Genomic DNA, 22,588 nt, shown 5'->3' with positions numbered 1-22,588 from the left:
TGTTACGTACATGAGCGTTGTGTCAGAAAAAGAATACTTTGCAGGCAAGGGCAGTCGGACAAGCCGCCGCCCTCTGCACAGCAAAGTGAAATCATTGCATCTTAGAAAACTGATTTAGAAAACAAAGTCGATGGAATCCGGCGAGAAGCCTTCTGGCTGCTCGTCCGTGTTCACCTGAATACCGCTTAACAGCAAATCTGGATTGATCCCAACCTGGGACAGGATCGCTATCAAATCTCTGGTTAATCTCTCAATAGCGTTGGCCCCAAACAGCTTCGTGCAATATTCAAAGGAACCCTTGATTTCCCCATCTTCATCACTCATGGACAAAGTCAAATCGAATTTAGAGATACGATGCTCCTGAACATACGGGCTGAAGGACAGCGTCTCAAGCTTCGCTTCCTGTGACTCCGTATTTTGCAGTACAAACATAGTGTCGAATAACGGGTTACGGCTTGCATCCCGTGCTACATCCAGCTTTTCCACCAACTCTTCCAGTGGATAATCCTGATGCTCGAAGGCTTGCAGCGTACGATCTCTGGCTTCCAGCAAGTAGCTGTGGAACGTTTGGTTGCCCTTCGGCTGATGCCGGATGGCTAGCGTGTTGACGAACATTCCGATCAGCGGCTCCAGTTCAGGTAACAAGCGTCCTGCTACTGGCGTACCGATGATCAAATCGTCCTGACCGCTGTATTTGGACAGCAGAACGGTGTAGGCACTCAATAGCACCATGTACAGCGTACTTCCAGTCTGTGCCGCAATTCGGCGCAGTTGCTCAGATACATTCGCGTCCACTGTAAATTCATACATCGCACCCTCGAAGCTGCGAACAGCAGGTCTAGGATAAGCAATTGGCAAATCCAGTATCGGCAATTCTCCGGCTAAATGCTCCAGCCAGAAGTGTTCCCGGCGTTGGTATGACTCACGCTGCGTCTCCTGCTGCTGCCATACGGCATAGTCCTTGTACTGAATTTGCAGCTGCTCCAATTCCTGCCCCTCGTACAGTTGTACCAGCTCCTGCACGATATTGTTAGACGATACACCGTCTGAAATAATATGGTGCATGTCGTACATCAGGAGGTGGCGCTCTGGTCCAGTTTGAATGAGACGGACACGCAGCAGTGGTGCCTGGCGAAGATCAAAGCTGCGTACAAAGGACTCGATATAGGCTTCGGCTTCGGACTCTCTGGCCTGCAGGTGCTCTACTGCAAACTCCACTTGATCGTAAATTCGCTGAACGACCTCGCCTTCCAGCATTTCAAAGGAAGCCCGCAGCGTTTCATGACGGGCTATTAACTGACGGAACGCATCCTCCAGCCGATCGGCCTGAAGCGGCCCCTCCACAGTTAATACACCCGGCATATTGTAGCTGAGATCCCCACCTTCCAGATGGCTCAAAATGTACAGTCTTTTTTGAGCCGAGGAAACCGGGTAGTACGCCTGTTGCGCCACCGTAGGGATCACCGTATAGGTGTCTGTACCGTGCGTTGCGATGAGCTGGGCTTGCTGCTCAATCGTTAAGTGTTGGAACACCTCACGCAGCGTAATCCGGCTGTCCAGTTCCTGATGGATTTTGGCCACCAGCGTCGTTGCCCGCAGGGAGTGTCCGCCCACGTCAAAGAATGAGTCGGTGACTCCTACGCTGGACAGCTTCAAGACATCCTGCCAGATTTGGGCTAGCTTGGCTTCCAGCGGCGTCCGCGGTGCAACGTACTCCAGGCCTCCTTCGAGGCGTGCTTCCGGTGCCGGCAACGCCTTGCGGTCGATTTTCCCGTTCGGTGTCAGCGGGAAACGATCCAGTTGTACCACATACGTCGGGATCATGTAATCCGGCAGCTTCGGCTGCAACGCATTGCGCAGCTCCGGCAAACTCAGGGACTCTGAAGCTATGATATAGGCACACAGATCCTTGTGTCCGTCTTCGTTGTCCCATGCTGTGACCACGGCTTTCTGAATGCCATCCACGGTCAGCAGCTGCGCTTCCACCTCGCCCAGCTCGATCCGGTAGCCCCGGATTTTCACCTGGTGGTCGATCCGGCCCAAATACTCAATACTGCCGTCTGGCATCCACCGTGCCAGGTCGCCCGTCCGGTACATCCGGCTTGCGTGAGTGCTGTCCGCTGGATCGGCTGCTGCCGCATCAGCGAACGGATTCGGGATGAACTTCTCTGCCGTCAGTTCCGGCAGGTTCAGGTATCCTCGTCCCACGCCTGCACCTCCGATATAAAGCTCACCTGCGATACCGATCGGTACCAGCTGTTGCTGGCTGTTCAGGATGTACACCGACTTGTTCGCTATCGGCGTTCCGATGGATACCGTATGCTCCCCTTTTTCCAGCAGTGCGTTCAGGGCTTCCACATCTTCAATCGTATAAGCGGTCGCATCTACCGTGGTTTCGGTCGGACCGTACACGTTTGTAATGACCGGACGATACCCAGACCACTTGTGCAGGAACACATTTACCAGCTGCACGGATAATGCTTCGCCACCGATCAGGTAATGTTTCACTTCCGGCGCTTCCGTCACACTGACGCTTTCGTTCAAAATATGCAGATGTGCAGGTGTGCCGTCCGACAGATCAATCCGGTGCGTGCGGTAGTAGGCGATCAAATGCTCTCCGCTCAGACTGACGTCACGGGACACCACATGCAGGGTGTGGCCTAACAGCAAGCTGGCAAAGATTTGCTTCACTGAAGCGTCAAATACAAATGCCGACAGCCATGCGACATGAAGCGGCTGTTCATAACGGCTGTATACTCGTTCCAATAAAGCATCTACCAGATTGCTAACACTGCCCTGCTCGATCATGACCCCTTTCGGCTGACCGGTGGTACCTGACGTGTAAATCATATAGGCCAGGTTGTGCGGACCGGCGACAGGGATCAGATTGCCCGCATCCTGTGCTCCCAACTGAGCTTGAACGTCCTCGTCATCCAAGACTACAGCTCGAACTGTGGATGGCAAGCTGAGCGACAGGTTGGCGACTCTGCTTGTAATCACGACCTTGGCCCCACTGTCTTGGAGCATGTAGTCGATGCGCTCCTGTGGATACACCGTATCCATTGGTACATATGCGCCTCCGGCCTTAAGTACCCCCAGAATGCTCACCAGAATATCCGCAGAACGTTCCAGCAATACGCCAACCGGTTGATCTGCTTCGACCCCTTCCGCTCGTAACACACGAGCCAATTGGTTCGCACTCTCATTCAGCTCAGTGTAGGTCAGCGCGGTGGCACCAGACACAACTGCTATCCGCTCAGGGTTGCGCTTCGCTTGCTCTTCAAAGCGCTCGCTGAGCGAACGGCCTTGTAATGCTCCAAGCAGGCTGTGCGCATTCGGATCATTGAACACCTTCAGAATCTGCTCGGTTTCTTCTGCCGTAATCAACTCCAGCTCACCCAATTTCGCATCCGGGTTCGCCGCGACGGCTTCGGCCAAGCGAACAAAGTGACGCGTCATCCGTTCTACCGTTTCGCGCTCGTACAACGCAGTTGCATACTGCAATCCGAACTGGATACCTGCCTCTTCCTCTCTGGCTTCCAGCGTCAAATCAAACTTCGCTGGCGTTTGTTCCAAGCCGTATGGACGGAAGCTCAGATCTGCCAGCTGCAACTCGCCTTCCTCGGTGGTTTGCAGGGTAAACATCGTATCAAACAGCGGATGGCGGCTCATATCCCGCTTAACATTTAGCTTTTCCACCAGTTCCTCAAATGGGTAGTCCTGATGTTCATAGGCTTGCAGAGCACAAACTTTCACTTCTTCCACGTAGCTGCGGAAGGTATGTTCCGCTGTCGGATAGTTTCGCAATGCCAACGTACCGACGAACATCCCGAGGATCGGTTCCAAATCTGCATGCGGTCGTCCGGCAATCGGTGTGCCGACCACAATATCTTCTTGCCCGCTGTATTGGTGTAAGAGCGCGGTGTACGCAGCCAGCAGCACCATATACAGCGTAGAGCCTGTGTGCGCCGCCAGTTCCTTCAGACGTTCGCTAGCTTCGCGCTCCAGCCCGAACACCACCGTATCACCTGCCGTACTTCGTACCGACGGACGGGCAAAGTCCGTAGGTAGATCCAGCACAGGCAGTTCACCCCGGAAGGTGTCGAGCCAGTACGCTTCCTGACGTTGCATCCACTCTTGATGGGCTTCGCTTTGCTGCCATACCGCATAATCCTTGTACTGGATACGCATTGGCGAAAGCTCTTCACCGTCGTATAAGCGGACAAATTCATCGGTCAGTACTCCCATGGACACACCATCCGAGACGATATGGTGCATATCGAGCATGAGCAAATGCTGCGGTTCCTGCTCGTTTCCTTGTACACCCAAATCTACCAAGCCTACCCGCAGCAGCGGAGCGACTTGCAGATCGAACGGACGTACAAACTGTTGCACACGTTCTTGTGCTTCCTTGCTGACCATCGTGTCCGCAGTCGCACCCTCTACCTGTACCTTCGTATATTCCACCTCGAACGGCACGGTGTCCTCAATCCATTGCACCGGCTCACTGTCCACCAGTTCAAAGTGGGTACGCAACGTTGCATGACGGGCGATCAGTTGACGGAACACGTCCTCCACTCGCTTCACGTCTAGCGGGCCACTCACTTGCAGCACTGACGGCATGTTGTAGTTCACATCATTCGGGTCGAACTGATGCAGCACATACAGTCGTTTTTGCGCCGAGGAAAGCGGGTAGGAGCTGCGTTCTTCCGTCACCGGAATGGACGCATACGTCACTTGATCCAGACCTTCCATGACCGCTGCCAGTTGTTCAATCGTTGGCGCTTCAAAAATACTGCGTAGTGGAAGCGGCTTGTTCAGCTCCTTGTGAATTTTCGAGGCCAGCGTCGTCGCCCGCAACGAGTGTCCGCCAATCTCGAAGAAGTTTTCCTTCACACCGACCTGTGCCAGACCCAGCACATCCTGCCAAATTTGCGCCAGCTTCACTTCCACCCATGTCCGCGGTGCTACATAATCCGCTCCGCTTTGCAGGCTGCCTTCCGGTGTTGGCAGTGCCTTGCGGTCGATTTTACCGTTCGGTGTCAACGGCATCTGCTCCAGCTGCACCAAATACGAAGGCACCATGTAGTTTGGAAGCTCCTCGCTCAGTAAGCTGCGCAGCTCACCAGTGCTCACTTCCCGTTCAGCAACATAGTACGCCACCAGTTGGTTTTGCCCCTGTTCGTCCGCTTGTGCCAGTACGATGACCTCTTGTACGTCCTCCACTTTCAAAATTTGTGCCTCGACCTCACCCAGCTCGATCCGGTAGCCCCGGATTTTCACCTGATGGTCGATCCGGCCCAAATATTCGATGTTGCCGTCCGGCATCCATCTCGCCAAGTCACCTGTACGGTACATCCTTTCATAGCCCGCTTCGCCAGCCGCAAACGGATTCGATACAAATTTCTCAGCCGTCAGCTCTGGACGATCCAGATAACCCCGAGCCAGACCCGGACCGGACACGCACAGTTCACCCGCTACGCCCACCGGAGCCAAATGTCCATGCACATCCACCATGTATACCCGATGATTCGGCACAGGGCGTCCGATGGAAATCAGTTGTCCTGCTCTCTCATCCTCGGATACCGGCCAGATGGATGTCGCCACCGAGTTTTCAGTTGGACCGTAGCCATTGTAGTACGCGACCTGATCCTTCCACTTGTACACCAATTCTGTTGAAGATGCAGAACCCGCAGTGAACAGAATACGCAGGTTTGGCATCCGCTCCGGCTCCAGATACACCGCATAGGTCGGCGGCAAAGCGGCCACGGTGATTTGATGATCCGCCATATATTGCTCAAACCGTTCGTAATTCAAAATCGTTTCTGACGTTGGCACATACAACGTGGCTCCGCAGAACAGCGCCTGGAAGATTTCCCAGCAAGCCGCATCAAACGAATAGCTGGCGAACAGCAACGTATGATCCGACGTGCGGATCTTGAGCGCCTGATCAAAATACGTTTTCAGATTGCATAGACCGCGATGCTCCAACATAACACCCTTCGGCTGCCCCGTTGTACCCGACGTATAAATGACATACGCCAGATCGTTCGGACCAGACAACGACTCCAAATTGGAATCATCCTCGTGATACACCGTTTGCTCCCCATCTAGCACCAGCACGTGACCGTCGATAGCTGCTTTGTCCACCAGATGGCTTTGCGTCAACAGCAGCTTCGCACCCGAGTCGTCTAGCATGTAGCGGATACGCTCCTCTGGATACGTCGGATCGATGGGGACATATGCACCCCCGGCTTTTAAAATCCCGAAGATGCCCACGATCATGTCCACCGAACGCTCGGTCATCAGACCCACCAAACGATCCTTCGTCACGCCTTGGTTACGCAAGGTACGAGCCAGACGATTCGCACGTGAATTCAGCTCGCGATAGGTCAGTTGCTCTCCTTCGAAGAACAACGCTGCCTGCTCCGGTGTCTGCGCCGTTTGTGTCTCGAACAAGCCATGGATCGTTTGCCCGCTTGGATACTCAGCAACTGTATTTCCCCATACGCTGAGAATTTGCTCACGCTCCTGCTCACTTACCATATCCAGCTCCTGCACTCGAATGTCCGGCTTCGTCACCACCTGCTCCAACAGCTGTATCAGATGGCCCTGAGTCCGTTCAACGGCTTCACGATCATATAACTTCGCATTGTATTCAAATCGGATTTTCATCGCTTCCTGCGGCATGACGACCAGATTGAAATCATAGTTGGTTTGTTCAATCATGCCGGCATTGCGAATTTCAAAATCCGACTCTGCACCTTCGCCAAGTTGCTCGACCTGCTCCTCCACCGGATAGTTTTCAAACACGATAATGTGGTTGATCAGATCTTGCTTTTGCTCGCTCAAGGCTTGAATTTCATACAGCGGATACGTTTCATAATCTTGAGAAGTCAGCGCCTGCTTCTGATTCGTTCTGATCATGTCGGCAAAGGTGTCCTCAGCCCCGCTGCGGATCCGTATTGGAATGGTGTTAATGAACAAGCCCACCATATTTTCGATCCCCGAAATATCCGCTGGACGACCAGACACTACACCGCCAAAAACAGCGTCGTCACTACCGTTGTACTTTTGGAGCAGCAAGCCCCAAGCTGTTTGCAGCAATGTATTGGTGGTCACGTGGTGCTGCTTGGCCACCATTTCCATACGTCCGGTCAAGTCCTTGCCCAGATCGCACAGGATATGCTCAAATTGTGCACCGTCCGCTTTCACGCCTACTTTTCCGGTCGGAATCGAAGTTTGCTGATCATAGCCGAGCAAATAATCCTTCCAATAGGAAGCTGCAGCCCCTACATCCTGTGCTTCAAGCCACTCAATATACTGACTGTATGGAGTAACGGGGGCAAGCTTCGGCTCTCTATGCTCCACGGCTGCAAAATAAGCCTCAAACACCTCATCCGTGACTAACGCCACACACCAGCCATCCATCAAGATGTGATGAGAGCTCCACACAAAATAATAATCCTCGTCACCTGTTCGTAAAATCGCCACGCGCATCAACGCATCCCGGGACAAATCGAATCCGGCTGCCTTGTCCTTGCGAATAAATTCCTGCACATACGCGTCACGTTCCTGATCATTCAGATGACGCAAATCTTCACATTTGAAACCAACATCCTTGCGGCGGAAAATAACCTGCACAGGCTCATCCTGCCAACCGCTGATGAAATTGGCCCTAAATATCTCATGCCGCTGCGCCAAATGATTCAAGCTATCTTGGAAAATATCCGCTTGGAAGCGTCCGTGCAAATCAAAGGTCGTTTGTTCAAAATAAGCTCCCGACTCTGCATCCATCAGACTATGGAACAACATGCCTTTTTGCATCGGCGTCAGCGCATATACATTTTCCAGTTCCCCCATGTCACGAGTCTGCTCTACCAACTGATCCAGCTCGGCCATGGTTACATTGTTAAGCATGACATCGCTTGGCGTCAGCTCTTGCTGTTTGCGGCTTGTGCAATGCGTAATGATTTCCTGCAAACTGATTCTAAACGCTTCAGCTAGCTGCTCCATCGTTTCATGGCGATACTCCTGCTTGCTGTAGCTGATCGTCAATTGCAGCTCGCCTTCCGAAATCAGTCCGTTCATATCCAGCGTGTGCGTTCTAGCTGCATGGGCGCTAAGCTCTGCACCGCTAGAGTAAGGAGATACGCCAATGGATTGATTTTGCATATCTTGGTCAAATTGTCCCAAATAGTTAAAGCTGATTTCAGGTTCGGTTACAAAACGCTCTTGCTCACGTGCTGCGGACAGGTATCTCAACATCCCGTAGCCAATGCCCTTTTGCGGAATGCGGCGTAGTCCTTCTTTCACATGTTTGATGCGTTGTGAAAGGTCTTGCCCCATGCTCATATCCAGCACAACCGGGAATTGAGTCGTAAACCAGCCCACGGTGCGCGTAATATCCAGTTCTGGCAAAATGGACTCCCGTCCATGACCTTCCAGGCTCACGAGCACTCGTTCCAGGCCCGCCCAGCGATAAATAGTCAGTCCCAATGCGGTAAGCAGCAAATCATTCATATCCGTGTTGTAGGCACGATGTGCCTGTTTTAACAGCTGCTCCGTTTCCTGAGCTGTCCACGTGACCGTAATGTTCTCGCTGTCCCTATTCAAGGAATGAGAATGGGATTCGTCTTTTGGAAGCGGCTCATACATTCCCTGTTCAATTTCTTGCCAGAATGCGAGTTCTGCTACCATGGCCGGGCCGTTCGCATATTGAGACTGCCCATCAGCCCAGGTGCGGAACGAATCCGTTTTGTGCGGAAGACGAGCCGCTTGTCCGTTCAATGCCTGCTCGTAGGCGGTCGTAATATCCTCAAACAAAATGCGCCAAGATACGGTATCCACCACTAAGTGATGAATCGCCATCAGCAAATGATCTCCATCGGGACAATGGAACAGCCCCAGCTTCACCAGCGGTCCTTCGCTTACATGAATACCCGCTTGAATTTCATTTACTTTGGCCTCGATCGCCGCAGATACCTCAGACTCATTTCTGAAGTCGGCCCGATCCAGCGTATACAGCTCGCCCTCCCCAACCGCACGGTTCCAAGCTTCATATCCGTACTCCGTAGGACGGAAAATGATACGCAGTGCGTCGTGATGGCTCACGACGTGATCCATCGCTGTGCGCAGGGCCGTTTCATTAAAACCGTCCTTGCTATGCAGCATAATGGACTGGTTATGATGATGAGCATCCGTCAGGTTCTGCTCAAAGAACCATTGTTGAACGGGTGTCAGCTTCACAGCGCCCACCACTTCGCTCTGATCCGCCAATCGGGTCACCGTTTGGACTTTCAGTGCCAATGCAGACACGGTTGGATGACTGAACAGGTCTTTCATCTCCAGTCGATAACCTGCTTGCAGCAATCGGGATGATACTTGCAAGGCCTTGATCGAATCGCCACCCAGTTCGAAGAAGTTATCCTGCGTGCCTACCGCTTCCACACCGAGCACCCCGGCCCATACCGCAGCCAATACTTGTTCCACCGTGGTACGCGGTGCCACATAGGCTGCACCGGTATGGATGCTTCCTTCCGGTTCCGGCAAGGCCTTGCGGTCGATTTTGCCGTTGTGGGTCAGTGGCAAGGTCTCCAGACGCATCAAGCGTGCAGGTACCATATGTGCTGGCAGTCCGGCTTCCAGCTCGGCCTGTACCTCCTCAATCCGCAGCTCTGCTTCTCCTGTGATGTATCCGCACAAATACTTGTGTCCACGCTCATCCGTCCGGTCGATGACTACCGCTTGACGCACACCCGGCACCCGCTGGATCGCCGTTTCAATCTCACCCAGCTCGATCCGGTAGCCCCGGATTTTCACTTGATAGTCCATCCGGCCGATAAAGTCCACATTGCCGTCCTGCATCCACCGCGCCAAGTCGCCTGTGCGGTACAATCGTTCACCCGGTACGTACGGGTTCGCTACAAATTTCTCGGCCGTCAGGTCTGCACGGTTCAGGTAGCCCCGTGCTACCCCAGCTCCGCCAATACACAGCTCACCCAGTACACCGATCAGCACCGGATTCAGCTGGCTGTCCACGATGTAGAAGCGCGCGTTCAGCCACGCTTGGCCAATCGGTACACTGCCGCTGCTTGGCAGCTTCGACAGCTCTTCATCATAGAAGCTAGAGTCAATCGCTGCTTCCGTGACGCCGTAGCTGTTCATAATGCGAATATCTGCGCCAAATCGTTCTTGCAGCACCCGGTAATCCGTCACGCTGCAGCTATCCGAGCTGGTAATCAGCAATTCCAGGCTGCTCATGTCCAGTCCCTGTTCATATACATGCTGCATAAACGGTACGATCAGGGCCGGGGTCGATTCGAATACCGTAATCTGGTAATCGCGAATCCAGCCATACAGACGGCTTGGATCAATCCGGTCGTCCTTCGGACAGATGACCATCGTGCCGCCGTTATAAAGCGTCCGCGCAATATCGCCGACGAACACGTCGAAGGAGAAGCTTGCCAGTTGTAGCAATCGTACCGGGAACCGGTTCAGACGGTAATCCCGACGATACGCCGCAGCCGTATTCACCAAGCTGCGATGCTCAATCATGACGCCCTTCGGACGTCCCGTTGTACCGGAGGTGTAGATCACATAGGCCAGATCCTGCGGTTCGTTGATGTGCTCGATATCGGTGGTGTCTCCGGTATACAGCGACTCATCGTCCAGCGCCAGCACGGTATGCAGACGCAAGTGCGTTGCGGGTTCGACTGTAGCTTCGCTTTCATCCAACCAGACTTGTGCACGCTCCTGCAATCCCGTCTGGGTCAGTAGCACCGTAGCACCACTGTCCTCCAGCATGAAACGAATGCGTTCGGACGGATAGTCTGCATCTAGCGGCACATATGCGCCTCCAGCTTTCCACACTGCCAATACGCCGACCAGCATGTCGACCGAACGTTCACTCAAAATGCCGACAATCGACTCGCGGCCAATACCTTCATTTCGCAGTCTGCGCGCCAATTGGTTCGCACGCTCGTTCAGTGTGCGGTACGTAAGCTGCTGCTCCTCGTACACCACCGCCACGTGATCCGGTACAAGCTGCGCTTGTTCTTCCACAAAGGTATGGAACAGTGCTCCTGCTTCTACCGCAGCAACATCCGATACCCCTACATCTCCAAAACCGTAGATGATTTGTGCCTTTTCCTCGACGGTTACCATCTCCAAAGCTGCCAGTGACTGCTGCGGATGAAGGGTAATTGCACGAACAAGCTCGGTAAAATGCTGTGCCAATCGCGCGATGGTTTCAGGCTTGTACAGCGCCGTGCTGTATTCCAGACTGCACAGAATACCCTCCGGTTGCTCCACTGCATCCAAAGTCAGATCAAACTTGGCCGTATGATTGTCCGTCGGATACGTCTTAAAGGTCAGACCCTCCAGTTCGAACTCCTGCTGCTCAAATGTTTTCAACTCAAACATCGTGTCAAACAGCGCATTCCGGCTCGTATCCCGCGTTAAATTCAGCTTTTCAACCAGTTCTTCAAAAGGATACTCCTGATGTTCATAAGCACTGAGCGCATGCTCTTTCACCTCTTGCAAGTAATTCAGGAACGTTTTGTCGCCAGACGGATAATTGCGGATCGCCAGCGTGTTGAGGAATACGCCTACCAAGCCCTCCAGTTCCGCATGCGGTCTTCCGGCAATCGGCGTGCCGACGATGATGTCCTCCTGCCCCGAATATTTATGCAAGAGCGTGCTATACGCGGCCAGCAACACCATGTACAAGGTGGAGCCGGTTTGCGCGGCCAGCTGTTTCAACTGCTCGCTGTCCTCCAGGCTGATCGCAAATTCCAATCGAGCTCCTTCCAGACGCTGTACGGCTGGTCTTGCAAAATCCGTTGGCATATCCAACGCCGGAATGTCACCAGCCATCGTGTTCAGCCAGTAGCTTTCCTGCTCACGAAGACGTTCACTTTGCATATCGGCATGCTGCCAAACGGCATAGTCCTTGTACTGGATGCGCAGGGACGGCAGTTCCTTGCCTTCATACAATTGAGAGAACTCCTGCACGATAATGCCTTCAGTCACGCCATCCGAAATAATATGGTGCATGTCATAGAGCATGACGTGACGCTCCGGTCCGGTTTCCACCAACTGAACCCGCAGCAACGGTGCTTGTGCGAGATCAAATGCACGTACAAAGTCCTGTGCGTACTGCTGGGTCTCTTCTTCGCTTGCCTGCACATGCTCCACGTTGAATGCGACGCCCGATTCAATCCATTGAATAACCTCGCCATCCACCATGTCGAATCGGGTTCGCAAGGCTTCATGACGGACAATCAGCTGGCGGAAGGCTTGCTCCAGTTGCGTTTTATCCAAGAAACCTTCAATAATCAAAGCGCCCGGCATATTGTAGCTAACCTCTCCGCCTTCCAGGTGACTCAGCACGTACATCCGTTTTTGCGCCGAGGAAACGGGATAATATGCACGCTCCTCCGCCACAGGGATGGATACATACGTTTGCTGCGTCTGATCTTCTCCCATCACCTGCACCAGTTGCTCAATCGTCGGATATTGGAAAATATCTCGCAGGGCCAGCTTGTAATTCAGCTCCTGATGGATTTTCGCCATCAGTGTTGTGGCGCGCAGAGAATGTCCTCCCACTTCAAAGAAGTTATCCTGGATGCCTATCTGCCGATGATTCAAAACGCTTTGCCAAATACGTACCAGTTGCTCTTCCAGCAGTGTCCGCGGTGCCACATACGCCGTGCCTCCTTCGAGGCGCGCTTCCGGCGCAGGCAACGCTTTGCGGTCAATTTTTCCGTTTGGTGTCAGCGGGAAACGATCCAGTTGTACAACATACGTCGGGATCATATAACCCGGCAGCTTGGGCTGCAGCATGTTGCGCAGCTCGGGCAAATTCAGCGCCTCAGAGGCTACGACATACGCACACAAATCCTTGTCTCCGTCTTCGTTTTCCCAGGCGGTGACGATGGCTTTCTGAATGCCTTCCACGGTCAGCAGCTGCGCTTCCACCTCGCCCAGTTCAATCCGGAAGCCCCGGATTTTGACCTGATCATCCATCCGGCCGATAAAGTCCACATTGCCGTCCGGCATCCACCGCGCCAAATCGCCTGTGCGGTACAATCGTTCACCTGGTACATACGGATTCGCTACGAATTTCTCGGCCGTCAAGTCCGCACGATTCAGGTAGCCTCGTGCCACTCCGGCTCCGCCAATGCACAGCTCGCCCAGTACGCCGATCGGCACCGGATTCAGCTGGCTGTCCACGATGTAGAAGCGTGCGTTCAGCCACGCCTGACCAATCGGCACATTGCCGCTGCTTGGCAGCTTCGACAGCTCTTCATCGTAGAAGCTGGAGTCAATCGCCGCTTCCGTGACGCCGTAGCTGTTCATAATGCGGATATCTGCGCCAAATCGTTCTTGCAGTACCTGGTAATCTGTCACACTACAGCTATCCGAGCTGGTAATCAGCAGTTCCAGACTGCTCATGTCCAGTCCCTGTTCATGCACATGCTGCATAAACGGTACGATCAGGGCCGGGGTCGATTCGAACACTGTAATCTGGTAATCGCGAATCCAGCCATACAAACGGCTAAAATCAATCCGGTCGTCTTTCGGACAAATAACCATCGTGCCACCGTTATAGAGCGTCCGCGCGATATCCCCGACGAAGACGTCGAAGGAGAAGCTCGCCAGCTGCAGCAGTCGTACCGGGAACTGGCTCAGACGGTAATCCCGACGATACGCCGCAGCCGTATTGACCAAGCTGTGATGTTCGATCATGACGCCCTTCGGACGTCCTGTTGTCCCGGACGTGTAGATCACATACGCCAGATCCTGCGGTTCGTTGATATGATCGACGTCTGTGGTATCACCGATGTACAGCGACTCATCATCCAAAGCCAGCATCGTCTGCAGACGCAAGTTCGCTGCGGATTCGGATGCTGCTTCGCTAGGTGGCGAATCTGCTGTTCCATTCAGGGTTCCATGGAGAGTACCTGATTCCATCGTTCCAGCCGCTGTTTCTAACTCGGCCTTAAACTGCCCTCCCGTCAAGGCCTGTCGGCTTTCATCCAGCCAGACCTGCGCACGGTCCTGCAAGCCTGTTTGGGTCAACAGTACCGTGGCGCAGCTGTCTTCTAACATGAAACGAATACGTTCGGACGGATAGTCTGCATCCAGCGGCACATAGGCGCCTCCAGCTTTCCATACCGCCAATACGCCGACCAGCATGTCCACCGAACGCTCACTCAAAATGCCGACAATCGACTCGCGTCCAATGCCTTCATTCCGCAATCTACGCGCCAATTGGTTCGCACGCTCGTTCAGTTTCCGGTACGTAAGCTGCTGCTCCTCGTACACCACCGCCACGTGATCCGGCACAAGCTGTGCCTGTTCTTCCACAAAGGTATGGAATAAGGCTTCTGCTTCAACAGCAGCAACATCCGATACCCCCACATTTCCAAATCCATGGATGATTTGTGCTTTTTCCTCGGCAGGTACCATCTCCAAAGCTGCCAGTGGCTGTTGTGGATGCAGTGTAATTGCACGTACGAGTTCGGTAAAATGCTGCGCCAATCGCGCAATAGTCTCAGGCTTGTACAGCGCCGTGCTGTATTCCAGACTGCACAGAATACCTTCTGGCTGCTCTATTGCATCCAAGCTCAGATCAAATTTGGCCGTATTATTTTCCAGCGGATATGAATGTAAGGTCAGACCTTCCAGCTGGAACTCCTGTTGCTCCAATGTTTTCAACTCAAACATCGTGTCAAACAGCGCATTTCGGCTCGTATCCCGCGTCAAATTCAGCTTTTCAACCAGCTCTTCAAAAGGATAGTCCTGATGCTCATAAGCACTGAGCGCATGCTCCTTCACCTCTTGCAGATAATCCAGGAACGATTGGTCGCCAGACGGATAATTGCGGATTGCCAACGTGTTGATGAAGACACCTACCAGGCTCTCCAGTTCCGCATGTGGTCTTCCAGCAATCGGCGTTCCCACTACGATATCTTCTTGGCCTGTGTATTTATGCAAGAGCGTAGTGTACGCCGCCAGCAGCACCATATACAGGGTTGCGCCGGTTTGCGAAGCCAGTTCTTTCAGGCGTTCGCTAACTTCACGCTCCAGTCCGAATTCGATCGTATCCCCTGCCGTACTCTGCACCGCCGGACGGGCAAAGTCGGTTGACAGATCCAGCACAGGCACTCCGCCCCGGAAGGTACCCAGCCAGTACGCTTCCTGACGCTGCATCCACTCCTGATGGGCTTCGCTTTGCTGCCAGACCGCATAGTCTTTGTACTGAACCCGCAATGGCGATAGCTCTTCACCGCCATACAAGCGGACAAATTCATCGGTCAGTACCTCCATCGACACACCATCCGAAACGATATGGTGCATGTCGAGCATGAGCAGATGCTGTTGTTCTTGCTCTGCTCCTTGTACGCCCAAGTCCACCAAGCCTACCCGCAGCAGCGGTGCAGCTTTCAGATCAAACGGACGGACAAACTGCCGAACCCGTTCTTGTGCTTCCTGGCTGATCGTCGTGTCCGTAGCTGTATCCAAATCTGTAGCTGTGTCCTGATCTGTATCCGAAGCCGAACGCTCTGCCTGTACCTTCGTATATTCCACCTCGAACGGCACGGTGTCCTCAACCCATTGCATCGGCTCATTGTCCACTAGCTCAAAGCGGGTACGCAAGGTTGCATGGCGATCGATCAATTGACGGAACACATCTTCTACTCGTTTCACATCCAGCGGGCCGCTCACTTGCAGCACCGACGGCATGTTGTAGTTCACATCATTCGGGTCGAACTGATGCAATACATACAGTCGTTTTTGCGCCGAAGATAACGGGTAGAAGCTGCGTTCTTCCGTTACCGGAATGGACGCGTATGTTACTTGATCCAGCTGTTCCAGTACGACTGCTAATTGTTCAATGGTTGGTGCTTCAAAAATACTGCGCAGTGGAAGCGGTTTGTTCAGCTCCTTGTGAATCTTCGAGGCCAGTGTCGTCGCCCGCAGCGAGTGTCCGCCAATCTCAAAGAAGTTTTCCTTCACACCGACCTGCGCCAGACCCAGCACATCCTGCCAAATTTGTGCCAGTTTCACTTCCACCCACGTCCGCGGTGCGACATAATCGGCTCCAGTTTGCAGGCTGCCTTCCGGTGCTGGCAGGGCCTTGCGGTCAATTTTGCCATTTGAACTCAGCGGCATTTGCTCCAGCTGTACAAAGTACGATGGCACCATGTAGCTTGGCAGCTCCCGGCCCAGCTCACTTCTCAGCTCGCTGGCACCCATTTCTTGTCCGGCGACATAGTACGCCACCATTTGTTTCTGGCCCGTTTCATCCGCGCGAGCCGTGACTACGGCTTCGCGTACCGATTCCACTTGCAGCAGCTGCGATTCGACCTCGCCCAGTTCAATCCGGTAACCCCGGATTTTCACCTGATGGTCGATCCGGCCCAGATATTCAATGTTGCCGTCCGGCATCCATCTCGCCAAATCGCCTGTGCGGTACATCCGCTCATAGCCTGCTTCCCCGCCAGCAAACGGATCTTTCACAAATTTCTCGGCCGTCAGTTCTGGACGGTTCAGATAACCTCGGGCTACGCCGACACCGCCGATGCACAGCTCACCCGCAACCCCGATCGGCTGCAATTGCTCCGTGCCTTCCTTCACGATGTACAGACGAATGTTTTGAATCGGTTTTCCGATCGGAATAACTCCATATTCCTCATCCGGTTCACAATCAAAGTACGATACGTCCACCGTCGCTTCGGTTGGCCCATACAGGTTGATTAGCTTTGCTCCGGCCAGGCTCGACACAAGCTGTTGGAACCGTGCGACATGCTGTGGCGGTAATGCTTCGCCACTGGCAAAAACGTGGCGCAGCGTTCCCAGCTTCGCTTGCATCACTTCCCGTGGCTGCTGCTCCACATATTCCAGGAACGCATGCAGCATGGCAGGTACAAAGTGCATCGTACTCACGCCATCGCGAGCAATCGTGTCGACGATGTCTTCCGGGTTCTTTTCCCCGCCGACCGACAGCAAGCTCACCTTCGAGCCGACCAGCGACCACCAGAACAGCTCCCACACCGACACGTCGAACGTGAAGGCCGTCTTTTGCAGAATCGTATCTTCCGCACTCAAGCCATAACGATCATGCATCCACAAAATCCGATTTAGCACAGAATGGTGCTCCACCATCACGCCCTTCGGTTTGCCTGTGGAGCCGGACGTATAGATGACATAGGCTACATGGTGTGGTCCGGCCAGTGGCTCCAGATTCGAGCCATCTTCGTGGTAAATGTCTTGGCCAGACTGCTCATGACGATCCAGCACCAGCACCTGGCCGTCAAAACTCAGTGATGCTTGCTCCGCCAGATGCGATTGCGTCAGTACCAACTTCGCTTCCGAGTCCTCCAGCATAAAGCGGATGCGATCCGCCGGATAGTCCGGATCGATCGGCACGTAGGCTCCGCCTGCTTTGAGGATCGCGTAGATGCCTACGATCATGTCCAGAGAGCGCTGAACCAAAATGCCCACGGGCTGATCCGGTTCAACACCTTCCGCACGCAGCGTCCGAGCCAAACGGTTCGCGCGTTCATTCAGCTCCGCGTAGGTCAACGATTCCGCTCCGCACAACACTGCCACCTGATCCGGTGTTCGTGCCGCCTGCTGCTCAAACATTGCACTTAGCGTCTGATCCTGCGGATAGGCTGCCGCCGTATCTCCCCACATCTGAACGATCTGCGCCTGCTCTTCCGGTGTCACCAATTCCAGCTCATTTACTTGGATATGCGGATTGTCGATAATTTGCTCGATGACATGCAGTACATGTCCCTGCATCCGCTCTATCGTAGACCGATCGTATACATTGGCGTTATATCTGAACAGGATGCGGAAAAGCTCATCGGGCATCACAATCAAGTCCAGATCATAGTTCGTTTGCTCAACAACCTCTACATTCGTAATTTCAAAAGCGGACGGACGAGCTTCACCCAGCTGCTCAACTTGCTCCTCTACCGGATAATTCTCAAATACCATAATGTGATTAATCAGGTTCTGCTTCTGCTCGGTCAGCGCCTGAATCTCATATAGCGGGAAGCTGTCATAGGCTCCCGAGGCCAGTGCCTGTTCCTGCGTTTTCCGCATCACTTCCACAAAAGTGGCATTCCGTTCACTTTGAATCCGAACCGGGATCGTATTAATGAACAAACCGATCATATGCTCTACGCCGGCAATATCTGTTGGACGTCCAGATACGACACTACCAAAAATAACATCCTCATTGTTGTTATATTTCTGCAAAATAAGGCCCCACACGCTCTGCATCAGCGTATTAATCGTGACCTGCTGCTGCTTCGCAATCCGGTGTATGGCTTCGCTCCATGTTGGATCCAGATCTACCGTTATTTTTTCAGAGATATATTTGCTGGTGTCGCTTGTTGTGGTGGATGGAACATGTTCCTTTTCTTTTTCCTTGCTGTCCGGCGTTGGCTCCTTCCATAAAGCATCTGCACCCGGCAACAACGTTTGCTGTTCAAAGCCCGCCAAATAGCTGCTCCAGTATTCTTTTGCCGCACGTTCATCCTGACGCTCTAGCCATTCGATATATTGGCCATACGGTGTAATCGCTGCAAGCTCCGGCTGCTTCTGCTCCAGCAGTGCAAAGTACGTACCAAACACTTCGCCTGTAACCAGCGATAAGCACCAGCCATCCATGACAATGTGATGGAAGCTCCATACCAAATGATACGTTTCTTCATCTGTTTGCAATACCTGTACGCGCATGAGTGCATCGGTTCCGAGATTAAAGCCTCTAGCTTGGTCCTCCAGCTTAAACGCCTGGATATACGCCTGTTGCTCCGCTTCCTGCATGCCGCGTACATCCTGGAAGGAAAGGTCGCTATCTTTGTGACGGAACACGATCTGCAATGGCTCCTGACTGTGCCCTGTCTCAAACATATGGAAATTCGTGCGCAGCGCTTCATGACGCTGTGTCAGTACATCCAGACTCTTGCGGAAAATTTCAACATCAAAGCTTCCTTTTTGATCAAACGAGGCTTGCTGGAAGTAGGCGCCTGACTGCGGCTCCATCAAGCTATGGAAATGCATCCCCTTCTGCATTGGCGAAAGAGCATATACATTTTCCAGCTCGCCCACAGAAGCTGTTTGCTCCGTCAATTGCTCCAGTTGCTCCAGTGTCAAGCCTTTGAACAATACATCACTTGGTGTTAGCTCACTCCGCTCTTTGGAGGCACAATGAGTGATCACTTCCTGCAAGCTTTCCTGCAGCAGCTGCGCAAAGTTTTCTACATTTTGCTGATGATATACCTTACTGTCATAGCGAATTTCCAGTGTCAGCGCGCCCGCCGTAATCATTCCGTTCACATTCAAAGGATGCTCCAGTACGGTATGATCACTCATCGGCTCTCCACCTGGATGTGAAGACAGAACGATATCCCCATTTTCCAAGTCCTGATCAAATTGTCCCAAATAGTTAAAGCTAATTTCAGGCTGCAAGGCAAGGGAATGATGGGCATCATCCTGAGACATATATTTCAAAATGCCGTAGCCAATGCCCTTATGCGGTACATGGCGCAGGTCTTCCTTCACCCGCTTGATTCGCTGCCCTACTTCTGCCTTTCCGTCCACACCCAGCAGCACCGGATATTGGCTTGTAAACCAGCCCACGGTACGGGTGATGTCGATATCTGGAACAATGGCTTCCCGACCATGTCCCTCCAGATTGACCAGCACGCGCTCCTGACCGCTCCAGTTATATAATGCTGTGCCGAGTGCGGTTAACAGCAGATCATTGACCTCCGTGTGGTACGCACGATGTGCTTCCTGCAGCAGCAGTCGTGTTTCCTGCTCGCTCCAAGCTACGCTCACCGTCGCAGTGTCTCTGATTAGAGAATGTTGTCCCTCTGCTCTCTCATGATCCTTAGGCAACGATGCGACTTCCGTTTGGGCAAGACGGTGCCAGTATTCGCGTTCGTCTTCGATGGCCGGACTATTCGCATATTGTGATAAGCGCTCTGCCCAAGTGGAGAACGAGTCCGTTTTATATGGCAAACGAATGGCTTCTCCACGAACCGCCTGCTCATATCCCGTGGCAAAATCCTCAAACACAATCCGCCATGAAATCCCGTCCACCACCAAATGGTGAATCGCAATCAGTAAATGATCCCCATCCATGCAGCGGAAAAGTCCCAGCTTCACCAGTGGTCCCTCGTCCAGACGAATGGAGCTTTGGATGGCATTGGCTTTCATTTCAATCGCCACCGCCACATCTGCAGCGTCTTCGATACCCGTCAAATCAACAACGTCCAGACTGTATAGCTGACCTTCGTTCAAACCGCGATTCCACGCTTCATAGCCCTGTTCGGTCTGACGGAAGATCATACGTAGCGCATCATGATGCTCCGTTACCTTGGTCACCGTTTGATGCAATGCGGCTTCATCAAAGCCTTGTGCTCTATACAGCATCACTGACTGATTGAAATAATGCGGCTCTGCTGATGATTGTCCAAAGAACCATTGCTGAATCGGGGTTAGCTTGGCGCTTCCCAAAACTACCCGCTGATCGGCTGTACGGCTGACCTTGTGTACATGACCACTCAGCATCGAAATGGACGGATATTGGAACAAATCCTTCATGTCCAGCTTGTAGCCCGCTTGCAGCAAACGGGAGGATACCTGGATTGCCTTGATCGAATCGCCGCCCAGATCAAAGAAATTATCCAAAATCCCGACTCTCTTCGTTCCTAATACAGCCTGCCAAATGGACACTAACGTCTGCTCCAGCGCTGTGCGCGGCTCTACATAATCCGCTCCGCTTTGCAGGCTGCCTTCTGGTGCCGGCAGGGCCTTGCGGTCGATTTTACCGTTCGGTGTCAGCGGCATCTGCTCCAGCTGGATGAAATACGGAGGCACCATGTAGTTTGGCAACTCCTCACCCAGTAAACTGCGTAGCTCACCAGCGCTTACATCTCGTTCAGCGACATAGTACGCCACCAGTTGGTTTTGCCCTTGCTCGTCCGCTTGTGCCAGTACGATGACCTCTTGTACATCTTCTACTTTCAAAATTTGTGCTTCAACCTCACCCAGCTCGATCCGATAGCCCCGGATTTTCACCTGATGGTCGATCCGGCCCAAATATTCGATGTTGCCATCCGGCATCCATCTCGCCAAGTCACCTGTACGGTACATCCTTTCATAGCCCGCTTCGCCAGCCGCAAACGGATTCGATACAAATTTCTCAGCCGTCAGCTCTGGACGATCCAGATAACCCCGAGCCAGACCCGGACCGGACACGCACAGTTCACCCGCTACGCCCACCGGAGCCAAATGTCCATGCACATCCACCATGTATACCCGATGATTCGGCACAGGGCGTCCGATAGAAATCAGTTGTCCGGCTCTCTCATCCTCGGATACCGGCCAGATGGATGTCGCCACCGAGTTTTCAGTTGGACCGTAGCCATTGTAGTACGCGACCTGATCCTTCCACTTGTACACCAATTCTGTTGAAGATGCAGAACCCGCAGTGAACAGAATACGCAGGTTTGGCATCCGCTCCGGCTCCAGATACACCGCATAGGTCGGCGGCAAAGCGGCCACGGTGATTTGATGATCCGCCATATATTGCTCAAACCGTTCGTAATTCAAAATCGTTTCTGACGTTGGCACATACAACGTGGCTCCGCAGAACAGCGCCTGGAAGATTTCCCAGCAGGCCGCATCAAACGAATAGCTGGCGAACAGCAACGCATGATCCGACGTGCTCATCCGAAGCGTCTGATCAAAATACGTCTTCAGATTGCACAGCCCATGATGCTCGAGCATTACGCCCTTCGGCTGCCCCGTTGTACCCGACGTATAAATGACATACGCCAGATCGTTCGGACCAGACAACGACTCCAGATTGGAATGATCCTCATGGTACACATCCTGCGTTCCATCCAGCACCAGCATGCGGCCGTCAAACGTGACTTTGTCTACCAGATGGCTTTGTGTCAACAACAGCTTCGCCCCTGAGTCGTCCAGCATGTAGCGGATACGCTCCTCTGGATACGTCGGATCGATGGGGACATATGCACCCCCGGCCTTCAAAATCCCGAAGATACCTACGATCATGTCCACCGAGCGCTCGGTCATCAGACCCACCAAACGATCCTTCGTCACACCTTGACTGCGCAAGGTACGAGCTAATCGATTGGCGCGTGCATTCAGTTCACGATAGGTCAACTGCTCTCCTTCGAAGAACAGGGCTGTCTGCTCCGGCGTCCGCACGGTTTGCGCCTCGAACAAGCCATGAATCGTTTGCTCGTTTGGATACTCAGCAGCTGTATTTCCCCATACGCTGAGAATTTGCTTGCGCTCCTGCGCGGTTACCATATCCAGCTCATGTACGCGAATGTCCGGCTTCGCTGTCACCTGTTCCAGCAGCTGTACCAGATGACCTCGAATTTGCTCTACACTTTCCCGTTCAAAGGCCAGTGCATTATAACCAAAGCTCATGTGAATGGTGTTCCCTGGCAGTACCACCAGGTTAAAGTCATAGTTGGTCTGCTCGACAGACTCGGCTCCGGTGATGCTGAAGCTGGACTCA

Annotated in this window: 1 protein-coding gene (cut by a window edge); it reads right to left on the bottom strand. The window is 53.1% G+C overall.

Annotation, left to right across the window (positions count from 1 at the left end; genetic code table 11):
- Positions 1-114: 114 nt before the first annotated feature.
- Positions 115-22,588: the 3' portion of a non-ribosomal peptide synthase/polyketide synthase gene (locus BM358_RS09615; RefSeq protein WP_049828403.1), read on the bottom strand. The gene runs 19,790 nt beyond the window's last position; 22,474 of the gene's 42,264 nt are visible here — the last part of the coding sequence; the start codon falls outside the window, past its right edge; it ends in the stop codon at positions 115-117.

Source organism: Paenibacillus sp. cl130, from assembly GCF_900116035.1.
Classification (GTDB): Bacteria; Bacillota; Bacilli; order Paenibacillales; family Paenibacillaceae; genus Paenibacillus; species Paenibacillus polymyxa_B.
This window is presented reverse-complemented; position numbering and strand designations above follow the sequence as displayed.